Below are 15304 nucleotides of genomic sequence, written 5' to 3'. Positions count from 1 at the left end.
GCGGGTTTCGGGGAAGCGCGATTAAATGTTGACTTTTTCAGTCAAGAATTGGAGATCATGGACGTGCCCGCTACCCCGATCCGGGCCGGCAAGGCCCTGATCGATACTTATTTTTGCGTGCAATCATCGCCCTAGGCACTTTTCTGGTGCACAGCCCCGGGAGAGGTTCGAATGGCTCTGAACATCGAAGAGCGCCCTTTGAGCCAGGCTGCCAGCGAGCTCGATCTCGCGGCGCGGCAGCCAAGCCACAGCGGCCTGACGGAGACGGCGGTCGACGGAGAGTTCCGTCGCTTCGGCATCCGGCTCGGGCTGGAACTGTCCGTCTACGACCTGCAGCTGCAGGACCGTTTCCGCCGCACGGCCAACATGGCGCCGGGTCTGACCATCGTCATCCTGCAACACGCCACCGGCAGCAGCATGCTGCGGGCGCTGGACGGCGATCCGCGCGCCGTGCGGCTGGACTACGATCCGCGCTCGGCGCTGATGATCTTTTCCAAGACGCCGCTCAGCGGCGGCTACGACGTGCCGGCGGACACGCGCTTCCGCGGCATCGAGATCCGCGCCAGCGAGGCCTTCCTGCGCCGGCTCGACGCGACGGCGCTGTTCGAGCAGGCCTTGAGCGGGCATCCGCTGACGGTGGCCGCCACCGGCTCGTTCTGGGTCGGGCGGTTCCCGGCGACGGAGATGATCGACGCGCTGGCCGCCGGGCTGGTTGCCAGCGGGCTCGACCGCGGCTGCGAGGACCTGGCCATCGAGGCGCGCTGCCTCGACCTGCTCACCGCCGCGATCTCGATGATGCGCGAGCCGCTGTTCTGCCAGAAGACGAGGATCCTGCGCGACTCGCGCAAGCTCAACGAGGCGAAGAACACGCTCCTGCGCCAGCTCGACCGCAGCTGGACGATCCACGACCTCGCCACCTGCGTCGGCCTCAGCGAGAAACGGTTGAAGGACGGGTTCCGCCAGCAGTTCGGCCTGCCGGTCTACAGCTTCCTGCAGAAGTCGCGGATGGAGGAGGCGCGCACCCTGCTGGCGCGCGACGGGGCGACGGTGACCGAGACGGCGCTGGCGGTGGGCTATGCGAATCCCAGCCGCTTCTCGCAGCTGTTCCTGCGCGAATACGGCATGACGCCCTCCGACTTCGTGCGCCGCAACCGGCTGGAAGCCTCCGGCATATAGTCGGCTTGCCCGGCATATTGCCGAAAGCGATGCCAAGTTCGTCGCACTGTGTCCTGATATCCGGACAGAGGCCGGGATATCCTCATGGAAACACCATCCAGAGGAGATTTCGTCATGGCTGTCTGGCCAGTGCTCATCATTGGTGCGGGAAAGATCGGCCGCACCATCGCCGCCCTGCTCGCCGCAACCGGCGACTACCGCGTGACCATCGCCGACCGGGACGCGGCTGCGCTCGCCGCCGCACGGCGCCCGGACATTGCCGTGGCGCAGGTGGATGTCGCCGACGAGGAGGCGCTGGTAGCGGCACTTGCCGGCCACCGTGCGGTGCTGTCGGCCGCCCCGTTCTTTCTCACCCAGACTATCGCCCGCGCGGCAAAGCGCGCCGGCGCGCATTATCTCGACCTGACCGAGGACGTCGCCTCGACCAAGGCGGTCAAGGCGCTGGCCGAGGACGCGCAGACGGCCTTTGCGCCGCAATGCGGCCTGGCGCCGGGCTTCGTCTCCATCGCCGCGCACGACCTTGCCGGCCGCTTCGACGCGCTGGAGAACCTGACCCTGCGGGTCGGCGCCCTGCCCCGCTACCCGACCAATGCGCTGAAATACAATCTCACATGGTCTACGGACGGCTTGATCAACGAATATTGCAACCCCTGCGAGGCGGTGCTGGACGGCGAGCGGACGCTGCTGCAGCCGCTGGAGGGCTACGAGACCTTCTCGCTGGACGGCGTCGACTACGAGGCGTTCAACACGTCCGGCGGGCTCGGCTCGCTGGCCGAGACGCTGGCGGGGCGGGTGCGCAACCTGCGCTACCTCACCGTGCGCTATCCCGGCCATCGCGACATCATGCGACTGCTGCTGACCGATCTGGGGCTGAAGGACCGCCGCGACCTGATGCGCGACGTGCTGGAAACCGCCGTCCCGATCACCCGGCAGGACGTGGTGCTGGTGTTCATCACCGCCTCGGGCCGGCGCGGCGACCAGCGCGAGCAGATGTCGGCGATCTACCGGGTGACGGCGCAGGATGTCGCCGGCGAGACCTGGAGCGCGATCCAGATCACCACTGCCTCGGGCATCTGCGCGACGCTGGACATGCTGCGCGACGGAACGCTGCCGGCGCGCGGCTTCGTGACGCAGGAGGCGATCCCGCTCAGTGCCTTCCTCGCCAACCGCTTCGGCCGCGCCTACGGGCAGGACAGCGGCGCGCTCGGCGCCGTCCCGGCGGGCGCACGACGCGCGGCGGCGTGACGGCAAGCCCCTTTGCCGAAGAAAACCTCTTGGCGGTGCCTGGCACCGCCATTTTTTTAACTCATATCAATACAATATCCATGTTCCGCCCCGCTTCGGGCGCGATTTGCCGATAACCGAGAGGTCGTCACGGTCCAGACACGGCGCGATCGCACCGCGCCCGGAGAATAACCGCCGATGTTCGAAACGCTCAACCTGCTGATCCTGATCGCCGCCGGGCTCGTCGCCCTTTCGGTGTTCACGTCGCTGGTGAGCTTCCGCATCGGCGCACCGTTGCTGCTGGTGTTCCTGGTGGTGGGTCTGGCCGCCGGCGAGGACGGGCCGGGCGGCATCGCCTTCTCCGACACCAGGGCCGCCTATTTCATCGGCTCCATCGCCCTCACCTTCATCCTGTTCGACAGCGGGTTCCGCACCCGGCTCGCGACATTCCGCCTCGCGGCCGCGCCGGCATTGGCGCTGGCGACCGTCGGCGTCGCCCTGACGGCGGGCGTCGTCGGCGCCGCGGCGCATTACCTGTTCGGATGGGCCTGGACGGACGGCCTGCTGCTCGGCGCCATCGTCGGCTCGACCGACGCGGCCGCGGTGTTCTTCCTGCTGCGGGTCGGCGGGGTGAACCTGCGCGAAATGATCTCCGCGACGCTGGAAGTCGAATCCGGCTCGAACGACCCGATGGCCATCTTCCTCACGGTGACCCTGATCGGCATGATCACCGCCGGCTCGATGGAAGCGGATGCGGCGGCCGGTGCCGAGATGATCCTGGAATTCGTCCGCCAGATGGGGCTCGGCCTGCTGGCCGGCCTTTCCGGCGGCTACGCCATCGTGCAGATCGTCAACCGCCTCAAGCTGGAGGCCGCGCTCTACCCCATCCTGGTGCTGGCGCTGGCGCTGGTCTTGATGACCGTGACCACCCTGGTCGGCGGCAGCGGCTTCCTGGCGGTCTATGTCGCCGGCATCCTGTGCGGCAACGTGCGCATGCGCCAGCAGCCTTCGCTCAAGAAGTTCCAGGGCGGCACGACCTGGCTCAGCCAGATCGGCATGTTCGTCACGCTCGGCCTTTTGGCCTCGCCCTCGCAGTTCGGCGACGTGGCGGTGCAGGGCTTCGGCCTTGCCGCCGTGCTGATCTTCCTCGCCCGCCCCTTCGCGGTCTGGCTGTGCCTGATGCCCTTCGGCTTTTCCCGCAGCGAGATCGCCTTCGTGTCGTGGGTGGGCCTGCGCGGCGCGGTGTCGATCCTGCTCGCCATCCTGCCGCTGATTTCCGGCCTGCCGAACGCGCAGGAGATCTTCAACGTCACCTTCCTGATCGTGCTGACCTCCCTGGTGCTGCAGGGCTGGACGATCCGCCCGATGGCGCGCTGGCTGAAGCTGACGGTGCCGGCGCGCATGGGGCCGGTCGACCGGATCGAGCTGGAGCTGCCCGGCGGACAGGACCTGGAACTGGTCGGCTACACCGTCCATCCGGCGAGCCCGGTCGCCAGGGGCGAGCGCATTCCCCGCTGGGCGCGGCCGGTGCTGATCCTGCGCGAGGGCCGCAACATCCGCCTGCAGAAGGCCGGCAAGCCGCAGCCCGGCGACCGGCTCTACATCCTCGCCAGCCCGCGCCAGGTGCCGGTGCTCGACACGCTGTTCGCCGCCGCGACGCAGGAGGAGAACGACCCGGCGCTGTTCGGCGACTTCGACCTCGACCCGGAGACGCGGCTGGCGGAACTCGGCGCGCTCTACGGCTTCAACGTCAACAAGGCCGACGCCGATCTCACCTTGCGCGCCTTCATGATGCGCGAGCTCGGCGACGACGTGGAGCCGACCGACCGCGTCGCCTATGGCGACATCGACCTGGTGGTGCGCGCGATCGACGACGACCACGCCATCACCGCCGTCGGCCTTGCCGTCGAGCATGTCGAGCCGGCGGAACCGACCCTGCCCTTCTTCTTCTCGCGCGAGGACTTTTCCAGGGTCGCGCGCCGCGTGGCCGGACGCATCCGGCGCAGCCGGGCGCGCGCCAAGGTGATGGCACGGCGCAAGAGCACCTACGACGGAAAAGGCAGGGCCGGGACGGCCCAGGCCCCCGAGACGGACGCTCCGCAGGCTGACGCAAAGGCGGACGGGCAGGCACCGACCGCCGCCGATCAAGCTCCGGCACCGGCCCCGACAGCGACCGCCCCGCCGCCCGCGCCAGCGCGCGCGACGACGAAGGCCAGCATCCAGGACGACGACGAGGACGAGGCCGTGGGCGGACGCAAGAGCGAGGACGACGGACCCGACGAGACGCCGCGCCTTGCCGCCGCCGGCCACGACGAGACCCGCTGATCCCGCCGCCGCCCTACGGAGGCTCCGGGGTACAGGGCACAAGGTCCGAAAACATGATTTGAGGAAAAGACATCGTGGTGACGTTCGCCTATGGTGCGGCCGTCACAATGTCTTTCATTTCATGTCATGGAAAGTTCAGCATGCACCGATTGACTACGCTTGCCCTCGTCATTGCCTCTGCCTCCCTGCTTGCCGCCTGCGGCTCCGCACCCAAGCGGCAGGGGCCTCCTCCCGAGTTTTTCATCTTCTCGGATTGCACCAAGGAGGCGAAGCTGGAGGGCTTCTCCACGATCCGGCAGAGAGTGAGCGTCACGAACGGCGTTGCCGCTCCCTTCGGCTTCGACAGCTTTGCGCTCGGCGAGCGCGAAATGACCGATGCCGAAAAGGAAGCAGTTCGCCAGTGCTACGACGCGAAGGTCGCCAGCGGAGCAGCAACGGCCCCTGCCCCCTGAGCCGGTTCGCCTGCGGCCGTCACTTCCTGCCGCCGAACCGCTCTTTCAGTCCCTCGCAAGGATCCCCGCGATCCTTGCGGGGCGTGAACCAGAGATAGTCGTAAGGCGGCGGCACATCCGCCGTCCCGCCGGCGTAAAGCGCCGGATCGCTCTCGCCCTCCCTCACCTCGACGAACCCCACGGCAACGACATCCGCATCCGGCTCGCGCCATGCGAGATAGCGCGGCACGCCGAGATCCTTGCGGACATGGCCGCTGCCGGCGATCAGCACGGCTCCCTCGCCGCCCCCCGAAATCCCCCCTGAAATCATCGCATCGGCAAGCGTCGCATCGCGCAGGCGCTGCACGGCAACGAGCGGCGTCAGCGCCTCGCGCGGCATCATCGCGCAATGTCCGTCGAACAGGGTGTCGAGCAGCACCGCATCGGCCGCCTCGCCCAGCGGCTCGGCAAGGCGCAGGGCTGCGATCCGCTCCGCGCCCAGAGCCTCCGCCCCTTCGGCGGCGACCTTGCGGCGTTCCTCGCGCGGCGTGTCGCCGGCCACGACCGGCAGGCCCTGCGCAACCGCAACCTCGATCACCGGCCGATAGATCGCATAGTCCGGCCAGCCGGACTCTGCCCAGCCGAGCGCCTCGCCGAAGCCCTCCGCCGTACCCTTGCCGCTGGCGAGATAGGCCTCGACATCGCCCTGCCGGTCGCGGGGCAGCATCTCCAGCACGACCGCCGGCCGGCGTCCGCCCTCGCCCGCCGCCGCCAGCAGCTGCGCCTGCAGCGCGTGATGGTCCGGGTTGTCGTGGATCTCGCCGAGAAGAACGAAGCGGGCGCGGGCAACCGCCGTTTCCACCTCGGCCGGCGGCACGAAGGCGGACCTTGCGACGGACCAGACCCGGCCGGCCAGCGGATGGTCCGCCCCCTCGGTCAGCACGAACCCGCCGGCAGGAGCACCCGTGGCTTGGGCGCCCGCGATCGAAAGACCGCCAAGCGGAAGGAGCAACAGGGCGGCGGCGAGCCGCAGGGCCGACAGGGTCATGTCTTCGCTTCCATCGCGGGGCAATGAACGACCTGCCCGCCATACGCGCGGCGAGGCAGGAACCGACATATAGGGTCCGACGGGCAGATGGGGCCTTCCGGGAAAAGGGAAAGGCCCCAGGCACGAGAGGCTGCTCGATCAGGCGGCGTTGAGGTTCTCGATGGCCAGCGCAATGCCCTGGCCGCCGCCGATGCACATGGTGACAAGGCCGTAGCGGCCGCCGGTGCGCTCCAGCTCGTAGAGCGCCTTCACCGTGATAATGCAGCCGGTGGCGCCGACCGGATGGCCGAGCGCGATGGCGCCGCCGTTGGGATTGACCCGGTCGGAGGGGAAGCCGAGCTCGCGCATGACCGCGCAGGCCTGCGCCGCGAAGGCCTCGTTCGACTCGACGAGGTCGAAATCGGCCGCGGTGAGGCCGGTCTTCTCGAACAGCTTCTGCACCGCCGGAACCGGGCCGATGCCCATCACGTCCGGCTCGACGCCGGCATGGGCATAGCCGACCAGCCGCGCCATCGGCTTCAGTCCGCGCGCCTCCGCCAGTTCCCGGTCGGCCAGCACCACGGCCGCCGCACCGTCGTTGATGCCGGACGAGTTGCCGGCGGTCACCGAGCCGTCCTTGCGGAAGACCGGGCGCAAGCCGCTGAGCGTCGAGGGCGAAGTGTCGGGGCGCACGTGCTCGTCGGTGTCGAAGGTGACGGAGGTGCGTCCGGCCTGCACCTCGATCGGCAGGATCTGTTCCTTGAAGCGCCCGTCCCGGATGGCGAGCCCTGCCCGGTGCTGGCTCTCCACGGCGAGCGAATCCTGCGCCTCGCGGCTGATGTTGTAGCGTTCGGCGACATTCTCCGCCGTGATGCCCATGTGGCCGCCGCCGAAGGGATCGTTGAGGGCGCCGAGCATCATGTCGTGCATCACGGCGTCGCCCATCTTCACGCCGAAGCGGGCACCGGGGCTGGAGAACGGGGCACGGCTCATGGATTCGGCACCGCCCGCCAGCGCATAGTCGGCATCGCCCAGCAGGATAGACTGCGCCGCCGAGACGATGGCCTGCGCGCCCGAACCGCAGAGCCGGTTCAGCGTCAGCGCCGGGGTCTCCACCGGGATGCCGGCATCCACCGCCGCAACGCGCGCCAGATACATGTCCCGCGGCTCGGTGTTGATGACATGGCCGAAGACGACATGGCCGATTTCCTGCGGCGCAACGCTAGAGCGGCGCAGCGCTTCGGCCGCGACCTTGGCACCGAGCTCCGTCGGCGGCACGGTTTTCAAGGCACCGCCGAACGACCCGATGGCCGTACGCACACCCGACAGGAACACCACTTCACGCTTCGACATTGATCTGCTCGCTTCCGTCTTGCCCGACCTGTGAATTTTCCGTCGATAGTCGGCAGGACCGAGGAACGCGCCCTCGATGCCAGCCCAGCTTGCCCCAGCGCGACACGTAAACAAGCCTCGGCATATTTAGCAAGACGACTTATTGGCGAAGCGGGCGTCCCGCACATCGCACCGGTGCCTGTTCGCAAACCGCGACACGCCTGCCACCGCCCGAGCCCGTTCCTCACCGCCCCGCACGAAAAAACCCGCCCCGGCGGGGCCGGAGCGGGTTTGATTTTGTGGTCGTCCGACAGGGTTTGGCGGTCGTGGCGCAGGCTGGCGCCTGCTTACACTCGACCGCGTTCGCCCGACCGGGTTGCGGTCTCGACGCGGGCTGACGCCCGCTTACACTCGACCGCGTTCGCCCCTGCCATCGCCCCACTGGGGCGATGGCTCGGGCTGCGCCCGACCGGGGCTCACTTCATCGTCGGGATGACGAACTCGGCGCCGTCCTTCAGGCCCGACGGCCAGCGCGAGGTCACCGTCTTGGTCCGCGTGTAGAAGCGGAACGCATCCGGGCCGTGCTGGTTGAGATCGCCGAAGCCGGACTTCTTCCAGCCGCCGAACGTGTGGTAGGCGAGCGGCACCGGGATCGGCACGTTGATGCCGACCATGCCGATGTTGATGCGGCTGGCGAAGTCGCGGGCGGTGTCGCCGTCGCGGGTGAAGATCGCGGTGCCGTTGCCGTATTCGTGGCTCATCGGCAGGTCGAGCGCCTCGTCGTAGTCCTTGGCGCGGACGACCGAGAGCACCGGGCCGAAGATCTCTTCCTTGTAGATCGACATGTCCTTGGTGACGTTGTCGAACAGGCAGCCGCCCATGAAGTAGCCGTTCTCGTAGCCCTGCATGGTGAAGTTGCGGCCGTCGACGGCGAGCGTCGCGCCTTCCTTCACGCCCTGGTCGACCAGCCCCTTGACGCGGGCCAGCGCCTGGGCGGTGACGAGCGGGCCGAAATCGACATCGTTGCCGGCCGTGTAAGGCCCGATCTTCAGCGCTTCGACGCGCGGGATCAGGCGCTGCATCAGCGCGTTGGCGGCTTCCTCGCCGACCGGGACGGCGACCGAGATCGCCATGCAGCGCTCGCCGGCGGCACCGTAGCCGGCGCCGATCAGCGCATCGGCGGCCTGGTCCATGTCGGCATCCGGCATGATGATCATGTGGTTCTTGGCGCCGCCGAAGCACTGCGCCCGCTTGCCGTTGGCGGTGGCACGCGAATAGACATAGGCCGCGATGGAGGTGGAGCCGACGAAGCCGACCGCCATGATGTCCGGATCGTCCAGCACGCCGTCGACCGCTTCCTTGTCGCCGTTGACGACGTTGAGGACGCCGGCCGGCAGGCCCGCCTCGATCATCAGCTCGGCCAGCATCATCGGCACGGACGGATCGCGCTCCGACGGCTTCAGGATGAAGGCGTTGCCGGCGGCAATCGCCGGGCAGAACTTCCACATCGGGATCATCGCCGGGAAGTTGAACGGCGTGATGCCGGCAACGACGCCCAGCGGCTGGCGCATCGAATACATGTCGATGCCGGGGCCGGCGCCTTCCGTGAACTCGCCCTTCAGCAGGTGCGGCGCGCCGATGCAGAACTCGGCGACCTCGAGACCGCGGATGACGTCGCCCTTGGCGTCCGGAATGGTCTTGCCGTGCTCGCGCGACAGCGCCTCGGCGAGCTTGTCCATGTCGCGATGCAGCAGGTCGACGAACTTCATCAGCACGCGGGCGCGCTTCTGCGGGTTCTGGGCGGCCCATGCGGGCTGGGCGGCAGCGGCGTTCTCGACCGCGGCGCGCAGCTCTGCCTGCGAGGCGAGCGCCACCTTGGCCTGAACCTCGCCGGTGGCCGGATTGTAGACGTCGGCGAACCGGCCCGAGGTGCCCTCGACATGCTTGCCGCCGATGAAATGTCCGATTGTCTTCATGGGTCGTTCTCTCCCTTGTGGCGCAGCCCGCACGATGGAGCGCGCACCTTCTCGCGGCCAGATGCCGCGTTCGAGGCTGACATTGTCATGCCTTCGTTTTTTGTTGCGCGCAATAGGCGGAAAGCCGCATCCGTTGTGCGTATTTTATAGTCGTGCTAGCCCTGAGCCAGGCTTTTCGGAGATTGCGCATGAACTGGGACGATACACGCATTTTCCTCGCCGTGGCGCGCAGCGGACAATTGCTGGCCGCCGCAAGGGCGCTCGGCGTCAATCATGCGACCGTCGCCCGCCGCCTCGGCGCGCTGGAGGACGATCTCGGCGTCAAGCTGGTCGACCGGCGCACCACCGGATCGGCGCTGACGACGGCGGGCGAGCGGTTCCTCGCCACCGCCGAGCGGATCGAAGCGGAGATGCTGGGCGCGCGCGCCGAGATCGGCGATGCGGATGTCGCAGTCTCCGGCACGGTGCGGATCGGCGCGCCCGACGGTTTCGGCGTCGCCTTTCTCGCCCCGCGTCTCGGCACCTTGACCGAGCGCCATCCGGCCCTGACGCTGCAGCTCGTCCCCGTTCCCCGCGCGGTCTCCCTGTCGCGGCGCGAGGCGGACATCGCCATCACCGTGGAGCGGCCGGACCACGGCCGGCTGGTGGCGCGCAAACTGGTCGACTACACGCTCGGGCTTTATGCCTCGCGCGCCTATCTCGCCCGGGCCGGCACGCCGCAGACCGCGGCGGATCTCAAGTCGCACGCGCTGGTCGGCTATGTGGAGGATCTGGTCTATTCCGGTGCGCTCGCCTATGCCGAGGAGATCGACCGCGCCTTCCAGCCGCGCTTCGAGATCGCCTCCGCGCTCGGCCAGACCGAGGCGGTGCGCTCCGGTGCCGGCATCGGCATCCTGCATGCCTTCATCGCCCGCAGCGACCCGGACCTGGTGCAGGTCCTGCCCGAGCGCACGATCTCGCGCGGCTACTGGCTGGTGCTGCACGAGAGCGTCCGCGACCTCGGGCGGGTGCGCGTGGTCGCGGATTTCATCTCCGAGACGGTGGCGAGCGAGCGCGGGATCTTCTCCTGACCGCGTGTCAGGCCTGGCGGCGGGCGCCGACGACGCAGGCCACGACGAAGACGGTGACGGCGATCATCGACGGGGCGACCGGCTCGCCGAGCAGCAGGCCGGCCAGCAGCAGGCCGAAAAAGGGCTGCAACAGCTGCAACTGGCCGACGCCGGCAATGCCGCCGAGCGCCAGCCCGCGATACCAGAAGAAGAAGCCGACCAGCATCGAGAAGACCGAGACATAGGCAAGGCCGGCCCAGGCGGGCAGCGCGATGCCGGCAAGGGTCTGCGGATGGACCAGCAGGGCCAGCGCCAGCATCGGCGGCAGCGAGAACACCAGCGCCCAGCAGATCACCTGCCAGCCGCCGAGACGGCGCGCCAGCCGCGCCCCTTCCGCATACCCGAAGCCGCAGACGAGGATCGCGGCGAGCATCAGGAGATCGCCGACCAGCGAGACCTCGCCATTGCCCTCAAGAGCGAAGAGGGCGACGGCCAGCGCGCCGGCGCCGGAAAACGCCCAGAACAGCGGACGCGGGCGCTCGCCGCCGCGCAAGACGCCGAAGATCGCCGTCGCCAGCGGCAACAACCCGATGAAGACGATGGAATGGGCCGCGGTGACATGCTCCAGCGCCATCGCGGTGAGCAGCGGGAAGCCGACGACGACGCCGAGCGCCACCAGCGCCAGCGGCCCCACATCGCCCGGTGCCGGGCGCTTCTGGCGCAGCACGAGCAGGATCGCGCCGGCCAGCAGCGCCGCCAGCACCGCACGCGCCGAGGTGAGGAACAGCGGACTGAAGCCGCCGACCGCAACGCGGGTCGCCGGCAGCGAGCCGCTGAAGATCAGAACGCCAAGGAGGCCGTTGCCCCAGGCGGCGAGAGGTGCGTGCATGCCGTTGTTCCTGCCCGTCATCCGCAATGTGTGGCGCAGGAGCGCTGGCGGAGACAGGTACAGACCAGTACAATCACTCCGAACTGTATCGATGCAACGGACCATACAGATGGCGACAGAATGAGCCGCGGCACCCGCACGCAAACCGTGATGGCCGCGATCCGACGGCGGATCGAGACGCGGACGCTGACGCCGGGCGAGCGGCTTCCCTCGATCCGCGGGCTCGCCGCCTCCATGCAGGTCTCTCCCTCCACCGTTGTGGAGGCCTATGACCGGCTGGCCGCCGACGGGTTGATCGAGGCCCGGCGCGGCTCCGGCTTCTTCGTGCTGGGCACGCCGCCGCCCTTGCAGGTCGCCACGGCGGGAGCACGGCTCGACCGCGCCATCGATCCGTTCTGGATCTCCCGGCAGGCTCTGGATGCGGACCCTGCCCTGCCCAAGCCCGGCTGCGGCTGGCTGCCGGCCGACTGGATGCCGACCGACGCCCTGCGCCGCGCCCTGCGCGCCCTGTCGCGGGTGGAGGCGGAAACGCTCGCCGACTACGGCAGCGCGCAGGGTCAGGGCGAGCTGCGCCGCCTGATCGCCCGCGATCTTGCCGAGCAGGGGCTGGACGTACCGCCCGACCGCATCCTGCTGGCCGGTTCGGGCACGCAAGCCATGGACCTGATCTGCCGGCTGCTGCTGCGCCCCGGTGACACGGTGCTGGTCGACGATCCCTGCTACTTCAACTTCCAGGCCCTGCTGCGGGCGCATCAGGTGCGGATCGTCGGCGTGCCCTACACCCCGCAAGGCCCCGACACGGAGCGGTTTGCGCAGGTGCTCGCCAGCGCGCGGCCGCGCCTCTACCTCACCAACTCGGCCCTGCACAACCCGACCGGCGCGACCCTCTCCGCGCAGGTTGCGCACCGCCTGCTGGTGCTTGCCGGCCAGCACGACCTCACGATCATCGAGGACGACATCTTCGCCGCCTTCGAGCCGGAGCCCTCCCCCCGCCTTGCCGCGCTCGACGGGCTGGAGCGGGTGATCCGCATCGGCAGCTTTTCCAAGACGCTGTCGGCCTCGGCGCGTTGCGGCTATATCGCCGCCCGGCCCGACTGGATCTCCGCCCTGATCGACCTGCAAGTGGCGACGAATTTCGGCGGGCCGAGCCCGATGGCGGCCGAACTGCTGCGCTGCGTTCTCGCCGACGGCGGCTACCGCAAGCATGTCGCGGCCCTTCAGACGCGCCTCGCCAAGGCGCGGCGGCAGGCGGCCCTGCGGCTCGGCGCGCTCGGCATCACCCCCTGGCTGGAGCCGCGCGGCGGCTTCTACCTGTGGTGCCGGCTGCCGGAGGATCTGGACGCGGCCGATGTCGCCCGCGCCGCGCTGAAGCGGGGCATCGTGCTGGCGCCGGGCAATGCCTTCAGCGCGGCGCAGACGCAGACCGCGTTCATGCGCTTCAACGTCAGCCAGATGGGCGGGCCGCAGGTCGATGCGGTGCTGAAAGAAGCGCTGTCCGAGGCGCGCCAGATCCGCACGCAAGACGCGTGATCAGCCGACCTCCTCCCAGCCGCCGCTGGCAAAGGACCGGGCCGCGGCATGGACCGTGCGCTCGATCTCCAATCCCTCCTCGAAGGTGATCAGGCCCGCCGGCTCGCCCTTGATGAGGCGGATCAGCTCGCGGCATTCGATCGCCTTGAGATCGTTGAAGCCGAGGCCGTGGCCGGGCGCGGGCACGAAGCTGCCATAGGGCGGGTGCGCGGGGCCGGTGAGAATGCGGGTGAAGCCCTGGCGGGCCGGATCTCCGGTCGCGCTGTACAGCTCGATCTCGTTCATCCGCTCCTGGTCGTAGAGGATCGAGCCCTTCGAGCCGAAGACCTGCAGCGCGATGCGTCCCTTGCGCCCCCAGGCGGAGCGGTTGACCAGGAGGCTCGCCTGCAGCCCACCGGAAAAACGCAGGAGAAGGTTGGCCATGTCGTGGGTTTCCACGGCGCGGCGTCCGCCCTCGGCCAACGGCCGGGTGGCATAGGGTTTCGCCATGTCGCAGAACACCCGCTCGGCCTTGCCGAACAACCGGTGCGCCAGCGACAGCGGATGCACGGCGAAATCGTCGAGCGCGCCGTAGCCGGAACTCGCCTCGCTCTTCCAATAGAAAGTCTGCTCCGGATCGGCCATGAAGTCCTCGTCCATCTCGGCGCGGAACTGGATGGGCTCGCCGATGGCACCGTCCGCGATCATGCGGGCGATCTCGCGAAAGGCCGGGTTCTGGATGTAGTTGTAGCCGAGCGCCGCGATGCGCCCGCTGCTGCGCGCCGCCGCCAGCATGGCTTGCGCATCGGCAAGCGCCGGCGCCATCGGCTTTTCGCACCACACATGCTTGCCGGCCTGCAGCGCGGCGATGGCCATCTCCGGATGAAAGGCGTTTGGCGTCGTGATCGACACCACATCGACGGAAGGATCGCTCACCAGCGCCCGCCAGTCGGACGTCGCGCGGGCAAAGCCGAAGGCCGAGGCGCGCTGGCGGGCGAGATCCTCGCTGACCTCGGCCAGCATTTCGAGCCTCGGGCGGACGACATCGCCGAAGACGGCCCGCACCGCATTCCAGGCCAGCGCGTGGCATTTGCCCATGTAGCCGGTGCCGATGAGGCCGACACCGAGGGACCCGTCCGGACTGGTCATCGCCTCGTCTCCCTGCGACAGTGCGCTGCCGACCTTAAGGACAAAAACCGGTGCGTAACGCCCGGCACCCCCTTCGGTCGACCTTGCATGATCTTGCATGGATGAAACGCAAATTCTATGATTGCGTCAATATGGAATAAACATTCCCTGAAAGGAGGGGAGCCTTGCTGTCTGTAGCAGTCATCGGTGCGGGGCGGATCGGCCAGATCCATGCCGCGAATCTGGCCGCGCGCGCGGCGGAGACCAACGACGTCAAGCTGGCCGGCATCTGCGATGCGATGGAGGTGGCGGCCGCGACCCTTGCAACGCGCCTCGGCGCGCCAGTGATCTCGCTGGACGAGGCGCTGGAGGGCAAGGGCTCGAACGCGGTGCTGATCGCCTCGCCGACCGACACGCATGCCGATTTCATCGAGCGCGCCGCCAGGGCCGGCAAGGCGATCTTCTGCGAGAAGCCGGTGGATATGTCGGCGCAGCGGATCGAGGGCGTGCTCGAGGTGGTGAAGGCGGCGGGCGTGCCGCTGTTCATCGGCTTCAACCGCCGCTTCGATCCGAACTTCGCCTCCCTGCGCGCGCGCATTGCGGAAGGGCGGATCGGCGAGGTCGAGCTGGTGACGATCCTGTCGCGCGACCCCTCCCCGCCGCCGGTCTCCTATATCGAGCGCTCCGGCGGCCTGTTCCGCGACATGATGATCCACGACTTCGACATGGCGCGCTTCCTGCTCGGCGACGAGCCGGTGGAGGTCCATGCGGTCGGCTCCGCCCTCGTCGACCCTGAGATCGGCAAGGCGGGCGACGTCGACACGGCCGCGGTGCTGCTGAAGACCGCGCGCGGCAAGATCTGCCAGATCTCCAACTCGCGCCGCGCCACCTACGGCTACGACCAGCGGGTGGAGGTGCATGGCTCGCTCGGCCTGCTGCGCGCCGGCAACCAGCACGAGACGACCGTGGAACTGGCGACCGCGTCGGGCTTCACCGCCGACCCGGTGCAGCACTTCTTCCTGGAGCGCTACGCGCAAGCCTACCGGCTGCAGCTTTCCGCCTTCATCGACTGCGCGCGCGGCACCACCGCCCCCTCGCCGAGCGGCCATGACGGGCTGATGGCGCAGCGGCTCGCCGACGCGGCAACTCTGTCGGCGCAGAGCGGCCAGCCGGTGCGGCTTTAGGGGGGCTGGCGTCGTCTCCCTCTCGGGGGTCATCAACTCATATCGTTGAGGTGG

General features: G+C 68.8%; 12 protein-coding genes. 7 read left to right on the top strand and 5 right to left on the bottom strand.

What is annotated here, in order from left to right:
- Positions 1-171: 171 nt before the first annotated feature.
- From MNI96_RS19155 to MNI96_RS19140, 4 genes are all read left to right on the top strand, one after another.
- On the top strand, positions 172-1176 hold the full coding sequence (locus MNI96_RS19155; RefSeq protein ID WP_249695744.1) for a helix-turn-helix transcriptional regulator: 1005 nt from the start codon (positions 172-174) through the stop codon (positions 1174-1176).
- Positions 1177-1290: 114 nt separating this feature from the next.
- Positions 1291-2421: a saccharopine dehydrogenase family protein gene (locus tag MNI96_RS19150; RefSeq protein WP_249695743.1), complete on the top strand. Its 1131-nt coding sequence runs from the start codon at positions 1291-1293 to the stop codon at positions 2419-2421.
- A 177-nt stretch (positions 2422-2598) separates the two neighbouring features.
- Complete coding sequence (locus tag MNI96_RS19145) at positions 2599-4725, top strand: potassium/proton antiporter (RefSeq protein WP_249695742.1); 2127 nt, start codon at positions 2599-2601, stop codon at positions 4723-4725.
- A 74-nt stretch (positions 4726-4799) separates the two neighbouring features.
- Positions 4800-5177 (top strand): hypothetical protein, encoded by a 378-nt coding sequence (locus MNI96_RS19140; protein WP_249695741.1) that lies wholly within the window; start codon positions 4800-4802, stop codon positions 5175-5177.
- Positions 5178-5196: 19 nt separating this feature from the next.
- Here MNI96_RS19140 and MNI96_RS19135 read toward each other — a convergent pair whose 3' ends face one another.
- From MNI96_RS19135 to MNI96_RS19125, 3 genes are all read right to left on the bottom strand, one after another.
- Complete coding sequence (locus tag MNI96_RS19135; protein WP_249695740.1) at positions 5197-6204, bottom strand: ChaN family lipoprotein; 1008 nt, start codon at positions 6202-6204, stop codon at positions 5197-5199.
- 138 nt (positions 6205-6342) lie between these two features.
- Complete coding sequence (locus MNI96_RS19130) at positions 6343-7536, bottom strand: acetyl-CoA C-acyltransferase family protein (protein WP_249695739.1); 1194 nt, start codon at positions 7534-7536, stop codon at positions 6343-6345.
- A gap of 455 nt (positions 7537-7991) precedes the next feature.
- The gene (locus tag MNI96_RS19125; RefSeq protein WP_249695738.1) at positions 7992-9491 is read right to left on the bottom strand and encodes a CoA-acylating methylmalonate-semialdehyde dehydrogenase; all 1500 of its coding nucleotides are present in this window, start codon (positions 9489-9491) and stop codon (positions 7992-7994) included.
- 188 nt (positions 9492-9679) lie between these two features.
- Between MNI96_RS19125 and MNI96_RS19120 the strand changes: the two genes are divergently transcribed.
- Positions 9680-10561: a LysR family transcriptional regulator gene (locus tag MNI96_RS19120; RefSeq protein WP_249695736.1), complete on the top strand. Its 882-nt coding sequence runs from the start codon at positions 9680-9682 to the stop codon at positions 10559-10561.
- 7 nt (positions 10562-10568) lie between these two features.
- Here MNI96_RS19120 and MNI96_RS19115 read toward each other — a convergent pair whose 3' ends face one another.
- Positions 10569-11429 carry a DMT family transporter gene (locus MNI96_RS19115; protein ID WP_249695735.1) on the bottom strand — a complete coding sequence of 287 codons (861 nt, stop codon included), beginning with the start codon at positions 11427-11429 and terminating at the stop codon, positions 10569-10571.
- Positions 11430-11549: 120 nt separating this feature from the next.
- Between MNI96_RS19115 and MNI96_RS19110 the strand changes: the two genes are divergently transcribed.
- Complete coding sequence (locus tag MNI96_RS19110) at positions 11550-12959, top strand: aminotransferase-like domain-containing protein (protein WP_249695734.1); 1410 nt, start codon at positions 11550-11552, stop codon at positions 12957-12959.
- On the opposite strand, the gene MNI96_RS19105 is transcribed toward MNI96_RS19110, so the two are convergent.
- Positions 12960-14087, bottom strand: coding sequence for a Gfo/Idh/MocA family protein (locus MNI96_RS19105; RefSeq protein WP_249695733.1), 1128 nt, complete (start codon positions 14085-14087; stop codon positions 12960-12962).
- Positions 14088-14251: 164 nt separating this feature from the next.
- On the opposite strand from MNI96_RS19105, the gene iolG reads away from it, so the two are divergent.
- Positions 14252-15250: an inositol 2-dehydrogenase gene (iolG, locus tag MNI96_RS19100; RefSeq protein WP_249695732.1), complete on the top strand. Its 999-nt coding sequence runs from the start codon at positions 14252-14254 to the stop codon at positions 15248-15250.
- Positions 15251-15304 lie beyond the last annotated feature (54 nt).

It is taken from the genome of Stappia sp. WLB 29 (genome assembly GCF_023507705.1).
GTDB lineage: Bacteria > Pseudomonadota > Alphaproteobacteria > Rhizobiales > Stappiaceae > Stappia.
This window is presented reverse-complemented; position numbering and strand designations above follow the sequence as displayed.

Coding starts and splice junctions, on each gene's coding strand:
- MNI96_RS19155 (WP_249695744.1), top strand. CDS start 172: ATGGCTCTGAACATCGAAGAGCGCCCTTTGAGCCAGGCTGCCAGCGAG.
- MNI96_RS19150 (WP_249695743.1), top strand. CDS start 1,291: ATGGCTGTCTGGCCAGTGCTCATCATTGGTGCGGGAAAGATCGGCCGC.
- MNI96_RS19145 (WP_249695742.1), top strand. CDS start 2,599: ATGTTCGAAACGCTCAACCTGCTGATCCTGATCGCCGCCGGGCTCGTC.
- MNI96_RS19135 (WP_249695740.1), bottom strand. CDS start 6,204: ATGACCCTGTCGGCCCTGCGGCTCGCCGCCGCCCTGTTGCTCCTTCCG.
- MNI96_RS19130 (WP_249695739.1), bottom strand. CDS start 7,536: ATGTCGAAGCGTGAAGTGGTGTTCCTGTCGGGTGTGCGTACGGCCATC.
- MNI96_RS19125 (WP_249695738.1), bottom strand. CDS start 9,491: ATGAAGACAATCGGACATTTCATCGGCGGCAAGCATGTCGAGGGCACC.
- MNI96_RS19120 (WP_249695736.1), top strand. CDS start 9,680: ATGAACTGGGACGATACACGCATTTTCCTCGCCGTGGCGCGCAGCGGA.
- MNI96_RS19115 (WP_249695735.1), bottom strand. CDS start 11,429: ATGCACGCACCTCTCGCCGCCTGGGGCAACGGCCTCCTTGGCGTTCTG.
- MNI96_RS19110 (WP_249695734.1), top strand. CDS start 11,550: ATGAGCCGCGGCACCCGCACGCAAACCGTGATGGCCGCGATCCGACGG.
- MNI96_RS19105 (WP_249695733.1), bottom strand. CDS start 14,087: ATGACCAGTCCGGACGGGTCCCTCGGTGTCGGCCTCATCGGCACCGGC.